At 70.4% G+C, this 24593-nt stretch carries 24 protein-coding genes; 11 read left to right on the top strand and 13 right to left on the bottom strand.

Annotated elements, in window-relative coordinates:
* Positions 1 to 92 precede the first annotated feature (92 nt).
* From acs to FVA80_RS31975, 4 genes are all read right to left on the bottom strand, one after another.
* Positions 93 to 2039, bottom strand: coding sequence for an acetate--CoA ligase (gene acs, locus FVA80_RS17110; RefSeq protein ID WP_147909858.1), 1947 nt, complete (start codon positions 2037 to 2039; stop codon positions 93 to 95).
* Positions 2040 to 2318: 279 nt separating this feature from the next.
* Positions 2319 to 2918: a hypothetical protein gene (locus FVA80_RS31985; protein WP_281408655.1), complete on the bottom strand. Its 600-nt coding sequence runs from the start codon at positions 2916 to 2918 to the stop codon at positions 2319 to 2321.
* Between the two features lie 175 nt (positions 2919 to 3093).
* Complete coding sequence (locus FVA80_RS31980) at positions 3094 to 3264, bottom strand: PAS domain-containing protein (RefSeq protein ID WP_281408654.1); 171 nt, start codon at positions 3262 to 3264, stop codon at positions 3094 to 3096.
* 23 nt (positions 3265 to 3287) lie between these two features.
* Positions 3288 to 3815 (bottom strand): hypothetical protein, encoded by a 528-nt coding sequence (locus tag FVA80_RS31975; protein WP_281408653.1) that lies wholly within the window; start codon positions 3813 to 3815, stop codon positions 3288 to 3290.
* 239 nt (positions 3816 to 4054) lie between these two features.
* Between FVA80_RS31975 and FVA80_RS31970 the strand changes: the two genes are divergently transcribed.
* The 10 genes from FVA80_RS31970 to FVA80_RS17055 all read left to right on the top strand — a co-directional run bounded on the left by FVA80_RS31970 (position 4055) and on the right by FVA80_RS17055 (position 11801).
* Positions 4055 to 5203, top strand: a complete 1149-nt coding sequence (locus tag FVA80_RS31970; RefSeq protein WP_281408652.1) for a hypothetical protein — start codon at positions 4055 to 4057, stop codon at positions 5201 to 5203.
* Between the two features lie 89 nt (positions 5204 to 5292).
* Positions 5293 to 5781: a phasin gene (locus FVA80_RS17095; RefSeq protein WP_147909934.1), complete on the top strand. Its 489-nt coding sequence runs from the start codon at positions 5293 to 5295 to the stop codon at positions 5779 to 5781.
* A 136-nt stretch (positions 5782 to 5917) separates the two neighbouring features.
* On the top strand, positions 5918 to 6283 hold the full coding sequence (locus FVA80_RS17090; protein ID WP_147909933.1) for a hypothetical protein: 366 nt from the start codon (positions 5918 to 5920) through the stop codon (positions 6281 to 6283).
* Positions 6284 to 6767: 484 nt separating this feature from the next.
* Positions 6768 to 7790, top strand: coding sequence for a phosphate/phosphite/phosphonate ABC transporter substrate-binding protein (phnD, locus tag FVA80_RS17085; RefSeq protein WP_147909932.1), 1023 nt, complete (start codon positions 6768 to 6770; stop codon positions 7788 to 7790).
* The gene (phnC, locus tag FVA80_RS17080) at positions 7787 to 8596 is read left to right on the top strand and encodes a phosphonate ABC transporter ATP-binding protein (protein WP_246691993.1); all 810 of its coding nucleotides are present in this window, start codon (positions 7787 to 7789) and stop codon (positions 8594 to 8596) included. The genes phnD and phnC overlap by 4 nt, the downstream gene beginning before the upstream one ends.
* Positions 8593 to 9399 carry a phosphonate ABC transporter, permease protein PhnE gene (gene phnE / locus FVA80_RS17075; RefSeq protein WP_147909931.1) on the top strand — a complete coding sequence of 269 codons (807 nt, stop codon included), beginning with the start codon at positions 8593 to 8595 and terminating at the stop codon, positions 9397 to 9399. Before phnC ends, phnE (FVA80_RS17075) begins: the two co-directional genes overlap by 4 nt.
* Positions 9396 to 10208 (top strand): phosphonate ABC transporter, permease protein PhnE, encoded by an 813-nt coding sequence (gene phnE, locus FVA80_RS17070; protein ID WP_147909930.1) that lies wholly within the window; start codon positions 9396 to 9398, stop codon positions 10206 to 10208. The genes phnE (FVA80_RS17075) and phnE (FVA80_RS17070) overlap by 4 nt, the downstream gene beginning before the upstream one ends.
* A 377-nt stretch (positions 10209 to 10585) precedes the next feature.
* Positions 10586 to 10846, top strand: a complete 261-nt coding sequence (locus tag FVA80_RS17065) for a hypothetical protein (RefSeq protein WP_147909929.1) — start codon at positions 10586 to 10588, stop codon at positions 10844 to 10846.
* Between the two features lie 194 nt (positions 10847 to 11040).
* Positions 11041 to 11301 carry a hypothetical protein gene (locus tag FVA80_RS17060; protein ID WP_147909928.1) on the top strand — a complete coding sequence of 87 codons (261 nt, stop codon included), beginning with the start codon at positions 11041 to 11043 and terminating at the stop codon, positions 11299 to 11301.
* A 218-nt stretch (positions 11302 to 11519) separates the two neighbouring features.
* On the top strand, positions 11520 to 11801 hold the full coding sequence (locus FVA80_RS17055) for a hypothetical protein (protein WP_246691992.1): 282 nt from the start codon (positions 11520 to 11522) through the stop codon (positions 11799 to 11801).
* A gap of 276 nt (positions 11802 to 12077) precedes the next feature.
* Here the strand turns inward: FVA80_RS17055 and FVA80_RS17050 are convergent, their stop codons facing one another.
* The 5 genes from FVA80_RS17050 to FVA80_RS17030 all read right to left on the bottom strand — a co-directional run bounded on the left by FVA80_RS17050 (position 12078) and on the right by FVA80_RS17030 (position 16670).
* Positions 12078 to 12719, bottom strand: coding sequence for a L,D-transpeptidase (locus tag FVA80_RS17050; RefSeq protein ID WP_147909927.1), 642 nt, complete (start codon positions 12717 to 12719; stop codon positions 12078 to 12080).
* Between the two features lie 190 nt (positions 12720 to 12909).
* Positions 12910 to 13728: a transglutaminase family protein gene (locus FVA80_RS17045; protein WP_147909926.1), complete on the bottom strand. Its 819-nt coding sequence runs from the start codon at positions 13726 to 13728 to the stop codon at positions 12910 to 12912.
* A 65-nt stretch (positions 13729 to 13793) separates the two neighbouring features.
* Positions 13794 to 14723 (bottom strand): transglutaminase family protein, encoded by a 930-nt coding sequence (locus FVA80_RS17040; RefSeq protein ID WP_147898787.1) that lies wholly within the window; start codon positions 14721 to 14723, stop codon positions 13794 to 13796.
* Positions 14724 to 14784: 61 nt separating this feature from the next.
* Positions 14785 to 15324: a response regulator gene (locus FVA80_RS17035; protein WP_147909935.1), complete on the bottom strand. Its 540-nt coding sequence runs from the start codon at positions 15322 to 15324 to the stop codon at positions 14785 to 14787.
* 179 nt (positions 15325 to 15503) lie between these two features.
* Positions 15504 to 16670 carry a transglycosylase SLT domain-containing protein gene (locus FVA80_RS17030; RefSeq protein ID WP_147909925.1) on the bottom strand — a complete coding sequence of 389 codons (1167 nt, stop codon included), beginning with the start codon at positions 16668 to 16670 and terminating at the stop codon, positions 15504 to 15506.
* A 230-nt stretch (positions 16671 to 16900) separates the two neighbouring features.
* Here FVA80_RS17030 and alaS point away from each other — a divergent pair, with 230 nt between their 5' ends.
* The gene (gene alaS, locus FVA80_RS17025) at positions 16901 to 19588 is read left to right on the top strand and encodes an alanine--tRNA ligase (protein WP_147909924.1); all 2688 of its coding nucleotides are present in this window, start codon (positions 16901 to 16903) and stop codon (positions 19586 to 19588) included.
* 395 nt (positions 19589 to 19983) lie between these two features.
* Here alaS and FVA80_RS17015 read toward each other — a convergent pair whose 3' ends face one another.
* From FVA80_RS17015 to FVA80_RS17000, 4 genes are all read right to left on the bottom strand, one after another.
* Positions 19984 to 20400, bottom strand: a complete 417-nt coding sequence (locus tag FVA80_RS17015; RefSeq protein ID WP_147909923.1) for a DUF2147 domain-containing protein — start codon at positions 20398 to 20400, stop codon at positions 19984 to 19986.
* A gap of 36 nt (positions 20401 to 20436) precedes the next feature.
* The gene (locus FVA80_RS17010; protein ID WP_348644580.1) at positions 20437 to 20817 is read right to left on the bottom strand and encodes a hypothetical protein; all 381 of its coding nucleotides are present in this window, start codon (positions 20815 to 20817) and stop codon (positions 20437 to 20439) included.
* A 450-nt stretch (positions 20818 to 21267) separates the two neighbouring features.
* Positions 21268 to 22950: a dihydrolipoyl dehydrogenase gene (lpdA, locus tag FVA80_RS17005; RefSeq protein WP_147909921.1), complete on the bottom strand. Its 1683-nt coding sequence runs from the start codon at positions 22948 to 22950 to the stop codon at positions 21268 to 21270.
* Positions 22951 to 22961: 11 nt separating this feature from the next.
* Positions 22962 to 24344 (bottom strand): 2-oxo acid dehydrogenase subunit E2, encoded by a 1383-nt coding sequence (locus tag FVA80_RS17000; RefSeq protein WP_147957849.1) that lies wholly within the window; start codon positions 24342 to 24344, stop codon positions 22962 to 22964.
* Positions 24345 to 24593: the final 249 nt, after the last annotated feature.

The following is a 24593-nucleotide window of genomic DNA, read 5'->3' as shown; positions in this document are numbered from 1 at the left end:
TCCGGTTCCTCTTGAGACCAAGGTTCGTGATTTGTGTTGGTAACGGGCGCCGGACCGGCACCCGCCTCGTCGTTCCTGCGCGGTCCGGCCGATCAGGGCCGGTTCTGCCGGTTCTCGATCAGATCCTCGACCACGGCAGGTTCGGCCAGGGTCGAGGTATCGCCCAGCGAGCCGAAATCGTCCTCGGCGATCTTGCGCAGGATGCGGCGCATGATCTTGCCGGAGCGGGTCTTGGGCAGGCCGGGGGCGAACTGGATCAGGTCCGGCGAGGCGATCGGCCCGATATCCTTGCGGACCCAGGTCACGAGCTCCTTGCGCAGGGCGTCGTCGCCTTCCTCGCCGTCGTTAAGGGTGACGTAGGCGTAGATGCCCTGGCCTTTGACGGTGTGTGGGTAGCCGACCACCGCCGCCTCGGCGACCTTGGGGTGGGCGACCAGCGAGGATTCGACCTCCGCGGTGCCCATCCGGTGGCCCGAGACGTTGATCACGTCGTCGACCCGGCCGGTGATCCAGTAATAGCCGTCCGCGTCCCGGCGGGCGCCGTCGCCGGTGAAGTACTTGCCCGGATAGGTCGAGAAGTAGGTCTGCTCGAACCGCTCATGGTCGCCGTAGACCGTGCGCATCTGGCCGGGCCAGGAATCCGCGATGCAGAGGTTGCCCTCGCACGGGCCCTGCAGAACCTTGCCTTCGGCATCGACCATCTCGGGCTTCACGCCGAAGAACGGCCTTGTCGCCGAGCCCGGCTTCAGGGCTGTGGCGCCCGGGAGCGGGGTGATCAGGATACCGCCGGTCTCGGTCTGCCACCACGTGTCGACGATGGAGCAGCGCCGATCGCCGACGACATTGTAGTACCATTCCCAGGCTTCCGGGTTGATCGGCTCGCCGACCGAGCCGAGCACCCGCAGCGAGGCCCGCGAGGTCTTCTTCACCGGACCTTCGCCGCCGCCCATCAGCGAGCGGATCGCGGTCGGCGCGGTGTAGAAGATGTTGACCTTGTGCTTGTCGACCACCTCCCAGAACCGGGAGGTCGACGGGTAGGTCGGGATGCCCTCGAACATCAGCGTGGTCGCGCCGTTGGCCAGCGGCCCGTACACGATGTAGCTGTGGCCCGTGACCCAGCCGACATCGGCCGTGCACCAGTACACGTCGCCCTCGCGGTAATCGAAGACGTATTGGTGGGTCATCGAGGCGTAGACCAGGTAGCCGCCGGTGGTGTGCACCACGCCCTTCGGCTGGCCGGTCGAGCCCGACGTGTAGAGGATGAACAGCGGGTGCTCGGCCTCCACCGGCTCGGCCGGGCAATGGTCGGTCACCTGCTCGGCGGCCTCGTCGTAGTAGACGTCGCGGCCCGCTTCCATGGCGATGCTGCCGCCGGTGCGGCGCACGACGATCACGTGCTCGACCAGATCGGTGCCGATCCGCTTGATCGCCTCGTCGACATTGGCCTTCAGCGGCACCTTGCGGCCGCCGCGCAGGCCCTCGTCGGCGGTGATCACCACCTTGGAGGTGCAGCCCTGGATGCGCGATGCCAGCGAATCCGGTGAGAAGCCGCCGAACACGATGGCGTGGATCGCGCCGAGCCGCGCGCAGGCCAGCATCGCGTAGGCGGCCTCGGGGATCATCGGCATGTAGAGGGTGACGCGGTCGCCCTTGCCGACGCCGCGGTTGCGCAGGACGTTGGCCATCCGGCAGACCTGCGCGTGCAGCTCCCGGTAGGTGATGTGCTTGGATTCGTCCGGGTTGTCGCCTTCCCAGATGATCGCGGTCTGGTCGCCGCGGGTCTCCAGGTGCCGGTCGATGCAATTGTAGGCGACGTTGGTCTTGCCGTCCTCGAACCACTTGATCGAGATCTTGCCGGGCTCGAAGCTCGTGTCCTTCACCCTGGTGAAGGGCGTCATCCAATCGATGCGCTTGCCGTGCTCGGCCCAGAAGGCGTCCGGATCGGCGACCGACGCCTCGTACAGCGCGCGATATTGGGCGTCGTCGACGTGAGCACCCTCACGCCACGCAGCCTGCACCTCGACGACCTTGCCTTCCATGGCGTTCCATCCCTGTTTGGTGCCCGATCGTATCGCGGCGTCGGCCGCGCAGCCAGGACTTCCAAAGTAACGTAGCCTACATCGTGCGATGTCGGTATCGTCGCCAAGCCGCTTTCCCCGCCGACAAAGACGCGGAAATAAGTTGGGCGCAATTTAAGGCTTGAGTGAAGGTCGGCCGATGCGCTGTCAAGCGGAGCTTGGCGGCATGCACGTCAGCCGCGGCCGGGTGTTTCCGAATACTTCGCGGAAACGGTCAGGTGAGTGCGCCGGGGGGCGAACTCACCCGTTCGCCGCCCGCCGCGTCGGCATGATGATCTCCACAAGCGTGCCGTCCTCCGGCCGCGCCGAGAGCTTGAGACGGCCGCCATTGGCCTCGACCAGGGCACGGGGCAGGGCGAGGCCGTCCTCGACAGCGCCGGCCGATCCGGCGGCGGGCACCGTTGCCCCGGCGCCGGTATCTCGCACCCGCAGGGCGATCGCCGCGCTCTCGGTCGAGCCGGTGGAGACGATCACCTGTCCGCCCGCAACCGAGCGCCGGATCGCGTGCTCGATCACGAGGCAGGCCGCCCGGCTGACCGAGCGCTCGTCGGCCTCCAGGTCGTCGAGGTCGGTGGAGAAGCTGGTGCGCACCACGATCCGGCCGCGGGCGGCCTCGCTCTGGAGCCGCGCGACGCAGCCGGCCACCACGTCGTTCAGCGCGATGCGGCGCGGATCGAGCCGCAGGGCACCGGCCTCGACGGTGGCGAGGTCGAGGAGTTCGCCGACGCGCTCCAGCATCAGCTCGCCCGATGTCCGGATCTGGGCGAGGCAACCGCGATAGCGCACGTCCCCGAGGGGGCCGAACGGCTCCTTCAGCATCGCGTCCGCCAGCTCGATCATCCCGGTCAACGGACCCCGGAAGGCCCGATCCAGGCGCGCCAGCGCCGAGTCGAGGCCGCCGCCGGAGGCCGCGGTCGGCCCTCGGCGCTCGGCTCAATCTGGGCGGCAAGGGGCGGCGCGGCGTTCAGGACGGCGACCCGGCGCCCGTCGTCCCGGGCGGGCGAGACGCCGAGCGTCAGCGCCCGTCCGGCCACAGAGACCGAGCCCGGGCTACCGGCCGCACCGCGCGCAGGACGTCGGCCACGGCCAGCACGCTCCCCCGATCGAACAGCGCGACGAAGCTGCCGCCGACGATCTCGCGGGGATCGCAGCCGAACAGCTCGGCGGCCGCCCGGTTCAGCGCCACGATCCGGCCGGCGGCGTCGAGGGTCAGGACGCCCGCCTCCAGCGCGTCGAGGGCGGCTTCCGCGGCGGCGGTGCGTTCGGCTTGCGCGGCGCGCGCGAGCCGCTCGGCCGTGAGCGCGCCGGCCGGGTCGGCCTCGTCGAGGGGCGCAGGACCAGGCAGGTCGCCGCCCGGCCTTCCCAGGTGCAGGCGCCGCCCATCACTTCGACCGGCCGGCTGCTGCCGTCGGCCGCCGCGACGGCCGTCCGCCGCGCGGCCGGCTCCGGACCGTCCGGCTGGGGCACCCCACGGAACAGCCGCTCGAGGCCGGCCGTCGTGAGTGCCGGAACGTCGGCGTAGCCGGTCAGCGCAAGGGCGGCCTGATTCGCCGCCAGGATCGCGCCGTCGCGATGCACCAGCGTCGGCAGCGGCAGCCCGGCCAGGAAATCGGGATCGCGCGAGACCGCGGGTTCGCGGGCCTCCGGGCCGTCGGCGAGGGAGCCAGGAATGGAACCGGCAAGGGAGCCGACAAGGGAGCCGGCGAGCGAACCGGCATGCGGGCCGGGGAACGGCATGACCGCGCCGCCCCGGGGTGCCGGGATGTCGGTCTCCGCGTCGTCGCCGGCGTATCGGGCTCCGAGCGCCCGCGCGATCTCTCGGAAGGCGGCGTGCTCGTCGGTCGAGAGCGGCGGCGGCTCGACGACGGTTGCGGCAGGGGAAGGCGGCTCGGAGAACGGCTCGGAGGGCGCGGGAGCGGCGTCGGCCGGCGTCTCGGTCGGCTCCTCAGCCGCCTCCGGTTGCCCTCTCCACGCTGGTGATCGCGGGCTTCGGCCCGGCCGGGATCGGGGCGGAAGCTCGGCCGGCGGGGACAGCCTCGGCTGCCGCCGGCTCGACGCTCGCGGGTTCCGGCGCGGTCGGCACCGGTACGGACAAGGCGGAGGCATCGGGCGCCGGCACCGGCTCGGGCGACCGCTCGGGAGCCGCGGCCGGCGCGATCGGGGCCGTGGCCGCCTTCGAACCCAGCGCTGCCGGCACGCTGCGCACCAGCCCGAACCCGCCGAAGCCGGAGAACGCCGCATCCCCGCCCCAGTGGTGCGCCGGACAGCTCCACCTGGAACGGGCCGTCGCCGAGATCCAGGCAGGCCGGCTCGGCGCGGAAGGTCATGCGTTCGGCAAGCGCCGCGAACATCCCGTCGGCGCCGGTGATCCGGCCGGTCCCGGCGAGCTCCTGCCAGCGCTGGCCGATGAGGCCGGTGAGGCCCTCGGACCCGGTCAGCGTCGTCACCGCCCCGGAGGCATCGCTGCGCCACAGGAAGCGGTCCCCCGTGTTCAGGGCTGGCGCCTCGACCGGGACGGCGGCGGGCGCCGGTTCGCTCGCGGGTGCCTCCGGCTGCCGCGCCGCCGGGACACCGTGTCGTGGGCGCGGCAGCTTCACCGGGGCTGTCGGAATCACCAGGAAGACCGGCCGGCCGTCGTCTCGGGTCCCGCGGACGACCTGGCAGAGCGTTGGCGGGGCGATCCGCCTCGCGTCGAGGGCGAGGCGCGCGAGCCGGGGCGCGGTGTCGTGCGGGTTGGCCCGGGCGACATGACCGGCGAGGGTCGCGCGGTCGGCCTGCCCGAGTGCCGCGCAGAGGGCCTGTCCCGCCGGGGAGGCGAGCAGGATCCGCCCGTCGACCGGGTCGATCACGAAATGAAGGCCGTCTCGGTCGGCCAGCGCGGCGGCCAGGCTGGGCAGGCGCGCCCAGGCCGCGAACGCAGCGACGAGGTCGGCCTCGGCTGCTCCAGCGGTCGATGTCTGTCTCGTCTGCAAAGCCCGCGACCCCGAACCCACGCCCGATCCCTCGTCCCCCGGCCCGCTTTGCCCGAGAAACACGCCCAACCGTACCCCTATTGTAAAGCCACCTGGGTTGCGACGCTGGACTCTTGCGCCGAGCGTCACACGTTTACGTCATGTCAACCTTAATGATGACGGCGCAGGTGGCATATGGCGGCGAATCAGTTATTGTGCAGTGCACAAGGCGCCATCAACAGCCGAATTGAGAGGAGACGTCCATGAGCAACCCCCCGAATTACGAAGTCCCGACCGAGATGCGCGACTTCGCCGAGAAGAGCGTCGATCAGGCCCGCAAGGCGTTCGATAGCTTCATCGGCGCGGCCCGCCGCACCGCCGACACCGTTCAGGGTTCGGCCGAGGTCGCCCGCACCAATGCGCAGGACGTCTCGTCCCGCGGCTTCGAATATGCCGAGCAGAACGTGAACGCCGCGTTCGACTTGGCGCAGAAGCTGGTCCGCTCGCGCGACGTGCAGGAGGCCATGCAGCATCAGGCCGAGTTCGTGCGCAGCCAATTCGCCGCCATCCAGGCGCAGGCGAAGGAGTTCAGCGGCATCGCTCAGAGTGCGATGCAGCAGGGCGCCGAGCGGGCCAAGACGGCGATGCAGCAGAGCGCCGACGAGACCCGCAAGGCCATGGAGCAGGGCCAGGATGCCGTCCGGCAGACGACTCAGAACGCCCAGGACGCCGCCGACCGCTCGTCGCACTGACGCCGTCCGCGCTTTGAACTGTCTCTGCGGCCCGCTTCCGGTTTCCCGGAGGCGGGCCGTCTCGTTTTCGCCGGTATTGCCATCGAGAGCCGCCGGAGCAGGAACGATGCGCCTGCGTCGCGCGAAAGGATCACGGATGCGCCTCACCTCACACGGCCGATCCGGGCTGCGGGCCCCGTTCCGGCTGACCCTCGCCGCCTTGGCGTTCGCCGCCGCGCTTCCGGGCTCCGTCGCCCTGGCTCAGTACGGCGGTGGCTATGGTGCGCCGCCGCCGGGTTACGACGATCCGGCCGACGAGGGCCCCTATCGCCCCGCCCCGCGCCGCCGTGAGCGCCAGCCGGTCGGCTACAATTGCGATGCCATTCAGCAGGGCCTCACCGGGCCGAAGCCGTTCGCATGCCCGCTTCCGGGTCCGCGCCCCCTCGGGGTCCGCTGCTTCTGCGACCTCCCGATCGCCTCGTTCAGCCCGCCGCAGACCGCGGTCGGCCGCGTGGTCCCCTGAGAGGACGCGGGTTTTCAAGCCCAACAGGATCGCCGCTGCGCCTCCACCCAAATGTCTCCGGGGCCTGGAATTCGCGCATGAAGCGCGAGTCTCCTCTCCCACGCGAACTGTCGGATTCACACCTCGGGGACCGCAGAAGGCACGGGCGACACCGCGACTCTCCCTCCCCCCTCTGCGGGGGAGGGGGCAACGCGCGCCCTTCACGAGCCGATGCGCGAAAAACCTGGCACTTCCGCAGGCAGATTCCACCCGCATCGGGTCATGCGTGACTCTGCAATGTCCTGTCGAGCGGATCGGCGCGTTCCATCAAAACGCCGTCCGTCGCCCCTGTCATAAGCCGGCTTTCGTTCGCCGCCCACGCACATCCCACCTTGCGTAATCCGAAGCCCGCCACCTACAAGTTGGGCAAGGGAAACGTCGCCCTAACCGGGTGACGACGGGACGGCGCGGGCCGCGTGGCACCGCCCCGCAGGGAGAGAGACGCGTGACATTCGCTCGGTACGGCGCAGCCTTGGCGCTGCTCTGCGGACTCGGCTCGCTGTCGCCGGCGCGGGCCGCCGAATGCGCCAATCGCGGCCAGCTCGACGACACCTATTGCGACACGAACCAGGATCTCGTCGCCGACATCCCGGCCAAGACCCGCGATCCGAGCGTCATCGTGTTCGCCTACACGCCGGTCGAGGACCCGGCGGTCTACGAGAACGCGTTCAAGCCGTTCACCGCCCACCTGTCGCAATGCACCGGCAAGCGCGTCGTCTACTATCCGGTCCAGTCGAACTCGGCCGAGATCGAGGCGATGCGCTCGGGGCGGCTGACGGTGGCGGGCTTCTCCACCGGGCCGCTGGGCTTTGCCGTGAACATGGCGGGCGCGGTGCCGTTCGCCGCCAAGGGCACCGAGAAGGGGGCCGAGGGCTACAACCTGATCGTCGTCGTGAAGGCGAGCAGCCCGTATAAGACGCTCGCCGACCTCAAGGGCAAGCGCGTCGCCCACACTGCCCCGTCGTCGAATTCCGGAAACCTCGCCCCGAAGGCGCTGTTCCCCGAGCAGGGCCTCAAGCCCGGCGAGGATTACAAGATCGTCTATTCGGGCGGTCACGACAAGTCGGCGCTCGGCGTCGGCACCGGCGATTACGACGCCGCGCCCGTGGCCTCCGACGTGTTCAACCGGATGGTCGCCCGCGGCACGATCAAGGGCGACGATTACCGCGTGATCTACACCAGCGAGAAGTTTCCGAGTTCCGGCTTCGCCTACGCGCACGATCTCAAGCCGGAACTCGCCGAGAAGCTGAAGCAATGCTTCTACGACTTCCGCTTCCCGCCCGACATGGTGAAGGATTTCGAGGGCGATGACCGGTTCGCGCCGATCACCTACCTCAAGGACTGGGCTATCGTGCGCAAGGTCGCGGAGGAGTCGGGCACGCCCTACAACAAGGCGGCCTACGAGCGCGAGGCCGCCCGCGAGGCCGAGGCCGCGCGCAAGAAGGCCGAAGGCGCGCCCAAGCCGTGACCGCGTCCGCTGCGCTGCGCGCGCCCGGGACCGAGGTGCGGGCGGAGGATCCGCGCGCCCTGGTGATCCGCGGGCTCGTCAAGGAATACCGGGCCGGGCAGCCGGTCCTGCGGGGCATCGACCTGGTGGTGCCGGGCACGGGCCTCACCGCCATCATCGGGCCGTCCGGCACCGGCAAGAGCACGCTGATCCGGTGCATCAACCGATTGGTGCAGCCCACCGCGGGCGAGATCCTGTTCCGCGGCGAGGACTTGGCCAAGCTGTCCGGCCGCCCCCTGCGCCGGGCGCGGCGGCGGATCGGCATGGTGTTCCAGGAATACAACCTGGTCGAGCGCCTCTCCGTGATGGAGAACCTGTTGTGCGGGCGCCTCGGCTACGTGCCGGTCTGGCGGGCGTGGCTGCGCCGGTTCCCCGAGGCCGATATCCAGCGCGCCTTCGATCTCCTCGAGTCCGTCGGGCTCTCCGGCTTCGCCACGCGCCGGGCCGACGCCCTGTCGGGCGGCCAGCGCCAGCGGGTCGGCATCGCACGGGCGATCATGCAGGAGCCCGAGATCGTGCTGGCCGACGAGCCGACCTCGTCGCTCGACCCCAAGAGCTCGGTGGAGATCATGGAGATCCTGTCCCGGCTCGCGGCCGAGCGCGGGGTGCCGGTGGTGGTCAACATCCACAACGTGGCGCTGGCCCAGCGCTTCGCCACGCGGATCGTCGGCATGTCGGGCGGGCACGTCGTCTATGACGGGCCGCCCGATCGCCTGAGCGAGCGCGACCTGCGCGGCATCTACGGCGGCGAGAACTGGCTCGAATGAGCGCCGTCCCCCAACCGGCCGACCGGAGCGCGGCCGCCCGCGTCGCCTTCCGCCCCAACTGGACCGCCCGGGCCGGCTGGCTGCTGCTTGCGGCCTACGCGGTGTATGCCGCCAGCCAGCTCGGCTTCGCCCCCGAGCGCTTCGCCACCGGGCTCACCCACGGCCGGCAATTCCTGGCCCGGATGTTCCCGCCGAACTTCTCCCGGTGGGAGCTGATCCAGTCCGGCATCGTCGAGAGCGTGCAGATCGCCGTGATCGCCACCGTGATCGGGATCGTGATCGCCCTGCCGATCGGCTTCCTGGCCGCCCGCAACCTGATGCCGGCCTGGGTGACGTGGCCGACCCGGGCGCTGATCGCCCTGTGCCGGTCGTTCCACCCGATCATCGTGGCGATCCTGTTCGTGAAGGCGATCGGCTTCGGGGCGCTGGCCGGCGTGATGGCGCTGATCGTCGCGTCCGTCGGCTTCATCGCCAAGCTGTTCGCCGAGGCGATCGAGGAGATCTCCCTGAAGCAGGTCGAGGCAGTGCGGGCCACCGGCGCCGGGTTCCTGTCGACGCTGATCATGGGCGTGCAGCCGCAGGTGTTGCCGCGCTTCATCGGCTTCGCGACCTACCAGCTCGATTCCAACCTGCGGAACTCGACCATGGTCGGGATCGTCGGCGGCGGCGGCATCGGGGCGACCCTGTTCACCGCCTACCAGCGCTTCGACTACGACGTGGTCCTGGCGATCCTGATCGTCATCGTGGCGCTGATCATGGTGGCCGAGATCGTCTCGGGCTGGGCCCGGAAGGTGTTCCAGTGAGCGCCGGCACGGCCTTGGCGGCCCCCCCGCGGCGCTGGCAGCGCTTCTCGCCGTGGAAGCGCGTGGCACGGCTCGCCTTCACGCTGTTCGCCGTGGCCGCCTTCGTGGCGAGCCTGCGCACGATCGAGGTGATCCCGGAGTTCCTCTACGACGCCCCCGACCAGATGGCCGACCTGTTCGGCCGGATGTGGCCGATGGATGCCGGCTATATCGGGCCGACGCTGCGCGCGCTGGTGGAGACCCTGCACATCGCTACGCTGGGCACGCTGATCGCCATCGTGATCGCAGTGCCGATCGGGCTGCTCGCCGCCCGCAACATCACCCCCAGCCTCCCCCTGAACCTGTTCGCCAAGTTCGTGTTCGTGACCTCCCGGTCTGTGAATTCCCTGGTCTGGGCGCTGCTGTTCGTGGCGGTGTTCGGCCCGGGACCGCTCGCCGGAACGCTGGCGATCGCCCTGCGCTCGGTGGGCTTCACCGGCAAGCTCCTGGCCGAGGCGCTGGAGGAATCGAACCGCGGCTCGATCGAGGCCCTGCAGGCTGCGGGCGCGGGGCGGCGGGCCACGCTGCTGATGGGCTACTGGCCGCAGGTGAAGCCGGCCTTCTGGTCGATCGCGCTGTTCCGGTGGGACATCAACATCCGCGAATCCGCCGTCCTCGGCCTGGTCGGGGCAGGCGGCATCGGGGTCGCGCTCGATACGGCGCTGAATCTGCTCTACTGGGATCAGGTCGCCGTGGTGCTGGCCGCAATTTTCGCGGTGGTGATCGTGGCCGAGATCGTCGTCACCACGGTGCGGGCAAAGGTTCTCTAGCCTTCATCGAGATGTGGTGAACGCGGGATAAGGCGCGTTCTCAGTCCGGGCTTCGCATCGGAGAACCGGAACGATCGGTGCGATGCATGGACGGGGCGCCGATCCGGACTCCACGGGCGGAACCTGTCGAAGCCCACGATCGCCGTGTTCGCCTGACGCCGCCGTTCCGATACACGCGCGGCACGCGGCATTATCAAAAGTTGTAAAATGGCGGCGCAATACGCGTGCAGTCGCGATAAGGCGCCGCCAACTTTTAATCCCCACCGGTGCGTGCGCGCCGGCACGTCACGATGGCGTTGGCGTCCCCATATCAGTCTCAAGCAAGAGGAAGCGGGTTCGACCAATCGAACCGTACTTGTAAGAGCGTGAGTTTATTTATGAAGACCCGTATCGCCGCCGCCGTCACCGCCCTTCTCCTTGGCGTTGCCCCGGTCTCGTCTGCCATGGCCGATAACGGTGCCCGCTGGACCGGCTTTGCGCCCTACGACGTCGAAGCCACGCATTCGCTCGGCCTCGGCGTCCACGACAACCCCTACTACGAGGGCTGTCCGATGAGCTCGGCGGCCGAGGGCAACGCCAACCAGCAGACGCGTCCCGTGAAGCAGTACGGCCAGACCGCCGGTGGAAACCGCTGCTGATCGGTCGCGGGACCCGTCCCCCGCCCGGGATCGGAACAGCGTGATGGGTGCGACCCCGGCGTGAGCGGCGCGTCTCTCACCCCAACCCTCCCGCGCTTGGGAGGGGGAGCGCGTCGCAGCCGCCATGAGCGATGGCGGCCTCTTGATGGAAGACTTCGCCATCAACCCGAAGGGCATTGAGGAGCCGTCGCGCCATGACACGCACGAGCCTGAAGCGAGCCGGACTGATCCTCGGCCTGATCGCGTCGCCGGCGTGCCTCGATGCGGCGCAGGCCGACCCCGTCACCGGCACGGGCGGCGGGCCCGAGACGACCGTGAACGCGCCCTACCGCTCGTCGGTGGGCCAGACGGTTCCGCCGGGGCGCGCGGCGGCTCCCCTGCACGATCCGAACGCTTGGACGACGCGCCAGAAGGATCTCGACCCCGTCCTCGGCAGCATCTGCGACGCTTGCTGAGCCGGCGTCCAATCAGCCTGATACCCGATCGAAACCAACGGGATAGGTCATTTGGATTGTTTGCACCCCTCCGGGGCCCTCGACAGTCAGGGCCAGGAGGTCGCCCTGCGTCGGGGTGGCGGGCCGCGGTAGGCACAGTCCGACGCCGCGGCCCCGATGGTCCTTCAACGACGGTGGGTTGCCATCGCCCCCTGGCCGCGGCTCTTCGGCCGCTCGCGGTGGTCGAAGTGCTGTCGCCCTCGGCGATGGACTATGACAGGGGCGGCAAGCTCAAGTTCTACAAGTCCCTGCCGACGCCGCGCCACGTCGCTCCGATCTACCGGGACCAGATGCGCGTCGTACCCTTTGAGCGGACGGATGAGGGGTGGCGCCTTCATGTTTCGACCGCACCAGAAGGCGTCTTGAGGTCCGATGCGGTCGATTTCGAGATCGACCTCGACCGGACCTGTTTCGATGCCCCCGTGCGGCGACCGATCTTGGACGGCGACGAAGCGCGCTGAGCCTCGTTCCGTCCGCTATCCGCGACGGCCGGGGTCGAGGGATGGTTTTGGGCCGAGGTGGAAGCGCGGAGACTTACCGTTATGCGGGCGGTCGTCCAGACGACGACGCGTCGTCCCGGCGACGATGCTGCGCCGACAGGTGCTCGGCAACGAAAAAGCCGGCCGGTCACGACGGTGACCGGCCGGCTTCATGCCTAGAAAGCTCTGTGCGCCCAAATCATCTCACCTTCAGCCTCACGATGAGGCGGGTACCGAAGATCCGGATCCGTCGTCAGCTCAGTTCAGCACGACGACCTTGGCGCCGACCTTCACACGCTCGTACAGATCGGTGACATCGTCGTTGGTCATCCGGATGCAGCCCGAAGACACCGCCTGGCCGATCGTGTCCGGCTCGTTGGAGCCGTGGATGCGGTATTCGGTGCTGCCGATATACATGGCGCGGGCGCCGAGCGGGTTCTCGATGCCGCCGGCCATGTAGCGCGGCAGGTCGGGGCGGCGGGCGATCATGGCCTTCGGGGGCGTCCAGGACGGCCACTCGCGCTTGGCGGTGACCTTGTTGACGCCGCTCCAGCTGAAGCCCGGCCGGCCGACGCCGACGCCGTAGCGGATCGCCTCGCCGTTACCCATCACGTAGTACAGGCGGCGCTCGGCGGTGGAGACTACGATCGTGCCCGGTGCGTAGGGGGCGTTGAACGCCACGATCTCGCGGGGGATCGGCTGGACCTGCGCCTGCGGCGCGTCCTGCACGCCCTGGCCGTAGCCCGGGGTGCCCTGGTACCCGTACTGGCCCGGATCCGAGTAATACTCCTCGGCGCCGTTGGTGCCGAAGGGATCGTAGGCCGGGGCGGCCAGCGCCGGCGCGGCGGACAGAACAGTTGCGGCAAGGAGCGCCGCGAGGGCGGTGGCCGAGGTCTTCATGGTGTGCCTGCCTGTGCGATAACCTTTGCTATTACAAGCGTGAGCATAGGTTGGCAGTTCCACCCGCCGAAGAAGATTTTCGCTGACGTTGGAATACGTAAGCGGGTTCGCGCGTGCCGCGCGCCACACTCTGCGCTCTGCATCGCCCCGCTCCGAACATCAGTAACCATCGTTCGTGATCACCGACGCGTCACGCGACCTCGTCGGTGTGGACGTCGAAGCGCGCCAGGTGGGCGTAGCCGAAATTGGTCGAGATCGCGCAGTCGGTGGCATCGCGGCCCCGGGCCATGACGATGCGGCCGATCCGCTGGCGATTGTGCCTCGCGTCGAACGTGTACCAGCGCGGGCCGTCGGGTCCCTGGAGGTAGACCTCGAACCAGGCGGAGAAATCCATCGGCGCCGGGTCCTTCGGCACGCCGATGTCGCCGAGGTAGCCGGTGGCGTAGCGGGCCGGGATGTTCATGCACCGGCAGAACGCCACCGCGAGATGCGCGAAGTCGCGGCAGACGCCCTCGCGCTGCATGAAGCCGTCATGGGCGGTGCGGGTCGCGTCGGCGCGCTGGTAGTCGAACCGGATGCGCTCGTGCGTGTAGGCGACGATCGCCTGCACCCGGGCCCAGCCCTCGGGCGTGTTGCCGAACAGCGACCAGGCCGTCTGGGAGAGCTTGTCGGTGTCGCAGTAGCGGGAGCCCAGCAGGAAGACCATCACGTCGTCCGGCAGGTCCTGGACCGGGATCTGCTGGGCCTCCGGGACGTAGGCGTCGAGGAGCCCGGAATCCTGGATCGTGAAGTCGGCCGAGATCGTCATCAGGCCGGGCGGCGCGACGATGCGATGGCAGACGTTGTCGTACACGTCCCGGTACGTATGCGACGGGACCCACGGATCGAACCGGATCTCCTGCGGGGTCAGCAGGTCGGGCATCCGGGAGGGATGGACGCTGAGCATCAGGACCATGGGCGTGGGCTGGGTCAGGCTGAAGCCGATATCGTAACCCGTCCTGATCTTCATCGCGGCCACCTGCTGTCCTCTCGCCCCGGCGGGTCGCCCCGCATGTTCCATCCGGATCCGCGGGCTCAACGCGCCACGATCGGCGGATGAGCTTCAAATCCTGGTGTTCGTGCCTCGTCGTCAGGCAATTCGACCACGTCGACGTCCACCCGCATGCCGAGATCGTCGCTGGCGAGCCCGAAGAACGAGCCGTGCAGCGGCACGGCCTGCGCCGGATCGCGCGCCACCGCCACGCGGATCAGGTCGCGGTTGCCGACGATCCCGTTGGTCGGGTCGAACTCGATCCAGCCGGCGCCCGGCAGGTAGACCTGCAGCCATGCATGGGTCGAGCCGCCGCCGACATGGCGGGCGCGGTCGTTGCGCGGGTTATACAGGTATCCGGAGACGAACCGGGCGGCCATGCCGAGCGCCCGGACCGCCTCCATCATCAGCACCGCGAAGTCCCGGCACGAGCCGCGCTTGCTGCGCAGAGTCGTCAGCGGCTCCTGCACGCCCTTCTCGGAGCGGGCGAGGTAGGTGAAGTTCGCCCGCACGCTCCGGGTCATGTCGGCGAGCAGCTCCTGGGTCGGGATCCGGCCGTCGGCCGGGATGAAGCTGCGCGCCCAGGCATCGACCTCGTGGCGCGGATCGGGCCATTGCCGCTCGATCGACCGCGACAGGTCGGGCATGTCCTCGACCCCGTACCCGAACGGGTAATGGGTGGCGTGGGGCGCCAGCGGGAAGACCGGGGCGTGCTCGGGGGTGTGGTCGAGGGTGATCCCGCACACGAAGGTCAGGGTCTCGGCCCGGCCCCCGAAGGTCGCCACCGCGACGCAATTGCCGAACACGTCGAACATCCAGCGCAGGGCCGTGGGCTCGGGTGTGATCTCGAGTGAGGCCTCGATCAGGCGCTGGTCGTAGCTGTCCCGGGGCCGGAACATGATCCGGTGCTCGCCGAAGGCGACCGGGCGCCGGTACCGGTAGACCGTGCGGTGACGGACGGACAGGATCGGCAAACTGGAGGCTCCTCGCGCCGATACGTCGACCGTCAATGCAAGGGCCGGGCCTGTCGCCGTCTCAGGTGACCGGCGGTGCCGGATCCGTGGTCGCCCGCTCGGCCTCCACCAGCACGTCGAAGGGGCGCCAGGGCTTTGCGATGAACACCGCTTCGCTCGGCAGGTCCGGCCGGCGGCCGCCCTGGCCGGTGGTGACCACCAGGCGGGCCCGGGGCCACAGGGTCGCCACCGCGCGGGCGAGCTGAAGACCGGTCATGGCGCCCGCGAGCTGGATGTCGGCGAAGACCAGGGCGACGTCGCCGCCGCGGGCCTGGAGCACGACCAGGGCGGCCTCGGCGCTGTCGCAGCCGACGACCTCGAGCTCGGTCTCCTCCAGCAGAGTCTCGGCCAGCGCGCGCAGCTGCGGGTCGTCCTCGACCACCAGCGCCAGGCGCGGGCTCGCCGCCTCGGCGGCCTGCGGGCTCGGCGTCGGAGCGACGGACGGCTCGACCTCGGCCTGCCGCACCCGGCGCACCAGGGCGGCAAGGTGTTCCGGCACGCCCTCCGACATGAGGTCGTCGTAGATCGACGCCAGCGTCTGCCCGATCTGGTCGAGCGGCATGCTGCTCGGCGAGAGCGTATCGGTGAGCGGCGCGGCCGTGCCCGTCAGAGGCTTTCTCAAGAACTTCCCCCGAAGTCTCCGTGTCACGCCGCAGGTGAGCGCGGCGCTTGTGGACGAACGTCGACGGGACGCCGGGAGTTGCGCGCGAGACCGCGAATAGAGGCCCGCTCGCCGTGCTGTTACTGCGTGGCGACGCCGGTGGCGGCGTCCGCGTAGGCCATGATCCCCGAGACCGCCTGGACGTTCTGGTACCGCGTGCCGCGGGTGCTCATCATCGCCTCGAACTTCTCGTGGACCTGCGCCACCGAGAGGCTGGCCGGCTTGCGGTGCCGGCCGCGGCCGACGAAGCGTCCGGCGGCGAAGAAGATCGAGCGGTTGGCCCGGGCCGGGCCGGGCAGCAGCACGGCCGCGGCGGCGGCCGGCTTGTTGACGACGTTGGCCAGGAACTCCCCGGCATCGTCCGCGCCCAGGAAGTGGGCGAGGTAGACCTCGCCGAGGGTGAGTTCGCGGCCGATGCGCTGGGCGATGCGGCCGGCGTCGCGCTTCAGCATCTCGCCGGCCATCAGCGCCGAGAGATAAGGGTCGCGGCGCAACTCGAGCACCCGGGCGCGCTCGGCGGCGTCGGTGATCGCCGGCCGGTCGTTGGCGTCGGCGGTGACCAGCGCGGCCTCCTTCTCCAGCCCGTACTTGGCGCCGAAGTCGCGGACCACGCCGAGCCAGGTGCGCTCGATGAACTGATAGAGGCCTGTGGCCGAGGAGGTCTTGGCCTGGACCGCGGTGACGAAGCTCGACTCCTTGTCGGCCACCGCCATGAGCAGGACCGGGTCGGTCTGCACCGCCTGGGCGGCCCGCACGATCGTCTGCACCAGGTGGCGCCGGATCTTCATCGGGCCGAATTCGAGGATGTCGTTCGGGTCGCCGCCGGCGCTCTCCGAGAGCAGGAAATCGTAGGACACGCGGTCGACGCCGTTGGAGCCTACGGCGGTGTCGAGGTCGTGCACGGCGGCAAAGCTCGCAGACGCGCGCAGCGGGGTCCGCTCCAGCTCCTCGCTGAGAGCGACGGTGTGGATGCGCGGGCGCGGCATCGGCGGCTCGGTGGCGGCCTGCGCGGAGGAGACCGCCTGGCTCAGCCCGACCTTGCCGAGATCGACCCCCGAGCCGATCAGCGCGGCGCTGAGGCCGCCGGCGATCAGCGATATCGTCAGCACCGAGCGGGCCAGCGCCGGGACGCTCCCGTGGGCACGGCCGAGCATCGGCTGTGCGGTGATGGCATCGGCCCGGCCGGAGCCGAACCGGCCCTGCTGACCCGTGACGTTCCTCGGCGATCCGACCGTGCGGCCCTGCATCGTCTACCCGAATCCTCACGCGCCCTTGACGGCGCCACGGACACACCATCGCTTGACAGATGTGGCGACAACACGGCCGTGCTTGTGGCGGCGATGGGGCGGGCCGGGGTGATTTCGCGGCGGGGCGCCCGTGACTTGGGCCTGATCCGTCCTTAAGAGGGCGGCATGCGGGTCGCGCCTGAAACGGGTGGCGGCCCAGTCCCTTGAGCCCTGCTTAGAGTTCTGCCCCGATGAGCGGCGTCAACGAGATCCGGTCGACCTTCCTCGACTTCTTCGCGCGTGCGGGACACGAGGCCGTGCCCTCCTCGAGCCTCGTTCCGAAGAACGATCCCACGCTGATGTTCACGAACGCCGGCATGGTGCAGTTCAAGAACGTCTTCACGGGCATCGAGAAGCGCGGCTACGACCGGGCCACCACGGCGCAGAAATGCGTGCGGGCCGGCGGCAAGCACAACGACCTGGACAACGTCGGCTATACCGCGCGCCATCACACGTTCTTCGAGATGCTCGGCAACTTCTCGTTCGGCGACTACTTCAAGGACCGCGCGATCGAGCTGGCCTGGACGCTGATCACCAAGGAATTCGGCCTCAAGCCCGACCGGCTGCTCGTCACCGTCTACGCCGACGACGACGAGGCCGCGAACCTGTGGAAAAAGATCGCCGGCTTCCCGGATGAGAAGATCATCCGGATCGGGACCTCCGACAACTTCTGGCAGATGGGCGACACCGGCCCCTGTGGCCCGTGCTCGGAGATCTTCATCGACCAGGGCCCGGCGCTCCAGGGCGGACCGCCCGGCTCCCCGGACGAGGACGGCGACCGCTTCCTCGAGTTCTGGAACCTCGTGTTCATGCAGTACGAGCAGCTGGAGCCGGGGGTGCGCAACCCGCTGCCCCGGCCCTCGATCGATACCGGCATGGGCCTGGAGCGCATGGCCGCGATCCTCCAGGGCGTGCACTCGAACTACGACACGGACCTGTTCAAGGCGCTGATCGACGCCGTGGCGCACGCCGTCTCGCGGGCGCCCGAGCCCGCCACGATGGCGTCCTACCGGGTGATCGCCGACCACCTGCGCGCCGCCTCGTTCCTGGTCGCCGACGGTGTGCTGCCGGGCAACGAGGGGCGCGGCTACGTGCTGCGCCGGATCATGCGCCGGGCCATGCGGCATGCCGAGATCCTCGGCGCCCGCGAGCCGACCATGTACCGCCTGGTGCCGACGCTGGTGCGCGAGATGGGCCAAGCCTATCCCGAGTTGATGCGCGCCGAGGCGCTGATTGGCGAGACCCTGAAGCTGGAGGAGACCCGCTTCCGCCGCACCCTGGAACGGGGTCTATCGATCCTCGATTCCGAGACGCGCGATCTCAAGGCCGGCGAAAACCTCTCGGGCGACACCGCCTTCACCCTGTACGACACCTACGGCTTCCCCCTCGACCTCACCCAGGACGCCCTCAAGGCCCGGGGCATCGGGGTCGACACCGAGGCGTTCACGGCCGCGATGCAGCGCCAGAAGCAGGCGGCGCGCGAGGCCTGGAAGGGCTCCGGCGAGGCCGCCACCGAGACGGTCTGGTTCGGCATCCGCGAGCGCGTCGGCGCCACCGAGTTCCTGGGTTACGAGACCGAGGCCGCCGAGGGCATCGTGACCGCGCTGCTGCGCGACGGCGCCGAGGTGAAGAGCCTCGAGGCGGGGCAGACCGGCCTCGCGCTGGTCAACCAGACGCCGTTCTACGCCGAATCCGGCGGACAGGTCGGCGATACCGGCCTGATCCTGGCGGCGGGCCTGAAGGTCCGCGTCACCGGAACCGAGAAGAAGCTCGGGGACCTGTTCGTCCACCACGTCAGCGTGGAGGCGGGTACCCTCGGGCTCGAACAGGCCGTGGAGCTGAAGGTCGACCACGCCCGCCGCAAGGCGATCCGTGCCAACCACTCGGCCACGCACCTCCTGCACGAGGCCCTGCGGCAGGTTCTCGGCGACCACGTCGCCCAGAAGGGCTCTCTCGTCAGCCCGGAGCGGCTGCGCTTCGACATCAGCCATCCGAAGCCGATCGAGGCGGACGAGCTGGCCCGGGTCGAGGACATCGCCAACGCGGTGCTGCTCCAGAACGCCCCGGTGGTGACCAAGCTGATGGCCGTGGACGACGCCATCGCGTCCGGCGCCCGGGCCCTGTTCGGCGAGAAGTACGGCGACGAGGTCCGGGTCGTCTCGATGGGCCTGCCGGTGGACGCGTCCGGCGCCGAGACCGACCGCGGCCGGCTCAAGAACTTCTCCATCGAGCTGTGCGGCGGCACCCATGCCGGGCGCACCGGCGATATCGGGGCGATCACCATCGTCAGCGACAGCGCGGTCGGGGCCGGCGTCCGCCGGATCGAGGCGCTTACCGCTGACGCGGCGCGCCGCCACCGGGCCGAGGAGGCCCGCACGCTGGCCGCGCTGGCCGGCATCCTGAAGGCCCCGGTCGCGGAGGCGCCAGACCGCCTCACCGCGCTGATGGAGGACAAGCGTCGCCTGGAGCGGGAGCTCGCCGACACAAGGCGCAAGCTGGCGATGGGTGGTGAGACCGGATCGGGGTCCAACGCCCGCCAGAGCGAGATCGGCGGCGTGGCATTCCGGCGCTCGGTGGTCGAGGGGCTCGACATGCGCGACCTCAAGCCGATCATCGACGAGGAGAAGAAGCGCCTGGGCTCCGGCATCGTGGCGATCGTCGGGGTCGCGGCCGACGGCAAGGCGGGCCTCGTGGTCGGCGTCACCGAGGACCTGACCGGCCGTTACGACGCGGTCGGGCTGGTGCGGGCCGGGGCGGGCGCGCTCGGCGGCAAGGGTGGCGGCGGCCGTCGCGACATGGCTCAGGCCGGCGGCCCCAACGGTGCCGGTGCCGAGGCGGCGCTCGACGCGATCGAGCAGGCGCTGACCGACGCGGCTTGAGGCGGGACGGTCCCGCCCACGGCCTCATCGCGAGGTGGCGTAGCGCAGCGAAGCCCTCGAAGGAGGGCTCCAGAACGCTCAAAACTTCTTGAAGCCTACGAACCACTTAGGTTCGAGGCGCCCCCTCCGCCCTGGGGGGGGCGACCTGCGAGGGCTGGTTGGCGTTGCCGGCCGCGGCGGAATCGTTGGAGATCGAGGCCGCCGGCCGTCCCGTCGGCGAGTCGGCGAGGGCGCTCTCGGCACCGGTGGCGTTCGATTGCGGCGTCACCACCCCGGGGGGCCGGGCGGCACGACGACCACGGTGCCGGTCGGGGATGCGATCACTCGGGCGGAGGCCGGTCCGACCAAACAGGTTGCGCGGGCGGCGGCGCGAATCGTCCGGGTCACGAAGCGGGTCAGTTCACCCGCGTCCAGGTCTGGCGCTTGCAGAACACGCTCATCACGCACCCCGAGACTTCGAGGGCGTTCGGGCCGGTCAGCCGCAGCGCGCCGGAATAGGTCTTCCCGTCGTTCGGGTTGTAGAGAGAGCCGCTGTAGCCCGATCCGTCCGCCTGGGGGGCGTTCAGGATCTGCACGCCGACGACGCTGCGGACCCGCAAGGCCGGGTCCGGGTTCTTGGCGTCCAGCGCCTTGCCGGGGGCGCTGACGATGGTGCCGCAATAGCCGCCGCCGCAGGGGGTGACCTTCACCCGGGAGCTGCCGGTCTCGGTCAGCCAGAGGCCCGCCGGATCGGCCGCCAGGGCCGGACCGCCGGCCGCCAGAGCCGCCAGTGCCGCCGAGACCGCAAGTAGCGCCGAAACCGAACGCCGCATCCTCATCCTCCCGAACCGATTCTGTGGGACGCCGTCTTACCGCGACGCTTCGGGCAGCGCACCGCCCAGATAGGTCTCGGCGACCTCGCAGAACGGTTGTCCGGCCCCGGTGGAGAGCACGGCGTCGATCTCGAACAGCTTGTCGTCGGGGCCGGGTGCCGCCGGCTGCGCGAAGGGGCGGACCGCGATGGTCTGCCGGGTCGGCTCCAGGGGGCGCACCACCCGGCCGAAGGGCGTGCGGGTGCCGTCGAGGGTCGCGTTCATCTCGGGCGTCAGGCGCGCCGGGACGTACCAGTTGTCCGCCTCCGATAGCACCCGGTCGCCGCAGGCCAGCCGGACCCGGCGGTAACGCACGGGCTCGTCGGGGCCGATCGCCAGGCGGGCACGCTGGGCGGCGCTGAGCGGCTTGTCGGCCACGTCCATGCGCCGGGCGACGAGATGCGGGTCGCCGGCGAGCTTGTGGTCGGCGCACCAGCCTCCAGCGCCAGGGTCGCGCTGTGCGCCGCCAGCACGCGGCCCTGCAGCGCGGCGATCAGCGCGGCCTGCGGCTGGGTCGCGGCCGGAGCCTCCGCCGCGACCGCCGACGGCCTCATCGGAAGGCCCGCCAGCGCCGCCGCGAGACCGAGATGGAGCGCCCAGTCGCGCCGGACCAGGAAGGCGACGCAGCGTCTGACGGCCCGTGGATCAAGGGCGGCGAAGGTGAGTCTGGGCATCGGGAATCCCCGGAGAGCGTAATTCGGTCCACCGCATCGTCTCGGCCCGAATCCCCCCGGGTGGAGGCGTCCTGTTGGTCTCACGCCCGGTCGGGCGCGTCCGGCCTCGCGGGCGAACGTTTACCCAACCTCGGCCTTTGGGTCGAGGCCGCTGCTACCGCCGGGCTGGCGGCAGGTCGGTGCAGAGGCCGAGCGCCGCCTCGGCCGCGAGCCCGATGGTCTCGCCGAGCGTCGGGTGCGGGTGGATCGTGCGGCCGATGTCGGTGGCGTCGGCGCCCATCTCGATGGCGAGCACGATCTCGCCGAGCATGTCGCCCGCGCTCGGCCCCACGATGGCGCCGCCGACGATCCGCTGCGTCTCCGCGTCGAACAGCAGCTTGGTCAGCCCGTAATCGGCGCCGTTGGCGATGGCCCGGCCCGAGGCGGCCCAGGGGAAGCGCGCCACCGCGACGGCCCGGCCGGCGGCTTTCGCGGCGGTCTCGGTGAGGCCGGCCCAGGCGATCTCGGGATCGGTATAGGCCACCGACGGGATCACCGCGGCGTCGAACCCGGCCTTGTGGCCGGCCGCCACCTCGGCGGCGACGTGGCCCTGGTGGACCGCCTTGTGGGCCAGCATCGGCTGCCCGACGAGGTCGCCCACCGCCAGGATGTGCGGCACGGTGGTCCGCATCTGCGAGTCCACGGGCACGAAGCCGCGCTCCACCGCGACGCCCGCCGCGTCGAGGCCCAGCCCATCGCTGTTCGGACGCCGACCCGCGGCCTGGAGTACGAGGTCGTAGACCCGCGGCTCCGGCTCGCCCGCGAGCGTGACGGCGATGCCGTCCGGGGTGGCGGTGGCCGAGACAACCTCCGCGCCGGTCAGGACCCGGTCGAACCGTTGGGCGTTGCGCTTGGTCCAGACCGCCACGAGGTCCCGGTCCACCCCCTCCAGCAGGTTCGGCAGGCGCTCGACCACGTCGACCCGGGCGCCGAGCGCGCTGTAGACCGTCGCCATCTCCAGGCCGATGATGCCGCCGCCGATCACCAGCAGGCGGCGGGGCACGAACGGTAGCTCCAGCGCGCCCGTCGAGTTCACGATGCGGGGGTCGTCCGGCAGCATCGGCAGGGACACCGGCGACGAGCCCGCCGCCACGATGGCGCTCCTGAACGCGACGGCGCGGCTGCCGCCCGCCTGCAGCGCGACCGAGACCGTGTTCGCCCCGGTGAAGCGCGCGGTGCCGCGCACGACCTCGACCTTGCGCTGGCGCGCCATCTGGGTGAGCCCGTCGGTCAGGCGCCGCACGGTGCCGGCCTTGAACGTCCGGAGCTTGTCGAGGTCGATCGCCGGCGGGCCGAAGCTGATCCCGTGGGCGGCGAGGCGACCGGCTTCTTCCGTGACGGCGGCCACGTGCAGCAGCGCCTTCGAGGGGATGCAGCCGACATTCAGGCAGACGCCCCCCAGCGTCGCCTCCCGCTCCACCAGGATTACGCGCTGCCCGAGGTCCGCGGCCCGGAAAGCGGCCGCGTAGCCGCCGGGCCCGCCGCCGATCACGAGGACGTCGCAGGACTCATCCGGGGGCGCGACGGCGGGCGCATCGACGGACGCTGTCGTCTCCGCCTCCCTGGCCACGCGGGCGATCAGGGTCCCGGCCGACACGGTGTCGCCGAGGCCGACCAGGATCTCGATCAATCGGCCGGCGAAAGGCGCGGGGATGTCGAGGGTCGCCTTGTCGGATTCAACCACCAGCAGGGTCTGGTCGCGCGCGATGGCGTCCCCCGGCGCCACCGGGATCTCGATGACGGGCACGCCGGAAAAGTCGCCGATATCGGGGACGCGGATCTCGCGGGTCTCGGTCATGGCGGCGTCCGTCACAGCACGGCCCGGCGCAGGTCCGACAGGACCGACGCGATGTGGCCAAGGAAGCGGGCGGCGGCGACCCCATCCACGACCCGGTGGTCCCAGGACAGGCTGAGCGGCAGGATCAGGCGCGGCTGAAACGCCTTGCCGTCCCAGACCGCCTCCGTGCGCGAGCGCGCCGCGCCCAGGATCGCGACCTCGGGGGCGTTGATGATCGGGGTGAAGCCGTCGCCGCCGATGCCGCCGAGCGACGACACCGAGAAACAGCCGCCCTGCATCTCCGAGCCCGAGAGGCTGCCGGCCCGGGCCTTGTCGGCGAGCGCCGCCATCTCGGTGGCGATCTCGATCAGGCCCTTGCGGTCGCAATCGCGCACCACCGGCACCATCAGGCCCTTCGGGGTGTCCACCGCGAAGCCGACATGGACGTAGTCCTTGAGGACGAGGTCGGAGCCCTCCAGGGAGGTGTTGAAGCGCGGATAGGCCCGCAGCGCGAGGGCGGCGGCCTTGATCAGGAAGGCCACCATGGTCACCCGCGCCGGCGGTGTCCGCGTCTCCGTGTTGAGTCCGACCCGGAACGCCTCGATCTCGGTGACGTCGGCCCGGTCGAAATTGGTCACGTGTGGGATGGTCAGCCAGTTGCGGCTGAGATTGGCCCCGGAGATTGTCTGGATCCGCGACAGGGGCTCGCGCCGCACCGGTCCGAACTTTTCGTAATCCACCTGCGGCCAGGGCGGCAGGCCGGCGCCGATGCCCGAGGGGGCGGCCGGCGCCTGGGCCGGGGCCTGGAGCGCCGCCTTGACGAAGGCGTGCATGTCCTCCCGCAGGATCCGCCCCTTGGGGCCGGTGGCGGGCACCCGGTCGAGGGTGATCCCGAGCTCGCGGGCGAGCTGGCGCACCGACGGGCTGGCGTGGACGTCGCCGGTGTGGGCGGTGCTTGGGTTGTCACGCCCCACTGCAACGCGCGCGCTCCCTCCCCCCTCTGTGGGGGAGGGTGGCCCCCGAAGGGGGTCGGGAGAGGGGAGCGCCGTATCCGGAAGAGTGGCGACAGGTGTGAAACCCGCCCCGTCGCGCTGCCCCTCTCCCCCCCTGCTTCGCAGGGTACCCTCCCCCGCAGAGGGGGGAGGGAGAGGCGCGTCGGCCGCCTCACCGCCCTCCGCAGGCTCGACCAAAAGTATCGGCGTCCCCTCCGAGACCTTCGATCCGACCCCGACCAGAATTTCCCGCACGGTGCCGGCCACCGGGGAGGGGACCTCCATGGTCGCCTTGTCGGATTCGATGCTGAGGATCAGGTCGTCCACGGCGAGGCGGTCGCCCGGCTTCACCAGGAGTTCGATCACAGGCACGTCCCGGTAATCGCCGATATTCGGGAGGGCGATCTGCAGCGCGGCGCTCATGCGGGCGGGTTTCCGTGGCTTGTCTGGAGCGGATTGTCGTTTGGTGCGGGCGGGGCCCGGGGGCCTCGCGAAGCGACTGCGACGTCCGGTGGCTTCCCACCCGCGACCTCATCCTGAGGTGCTGCGCAGCAGCTTCGAAGGAGATCTCCAGGGATCGCGCGGCCGGCTGGAGGGCTCCTTCGAGGCATCCGCTACGCGGACGCACCTCAGGATGAGGTCGCGGGTGGGAGTTCGTCAGGTCGCACTGGC

The organism is Methylobacterium sp. WL1, from assembly GCF_008000895.1.
Taxonomy (GTDB): Bacteria; Pseudomonadota; Alphaproteobacteria; order Rhizobiales; family Beijerinckiaceae; genus Methylobacterium.
Note: the sequence above shows the minus strand (reverse complement) of the source record. Positions and strands in the feature narration are given on the sequence as shown.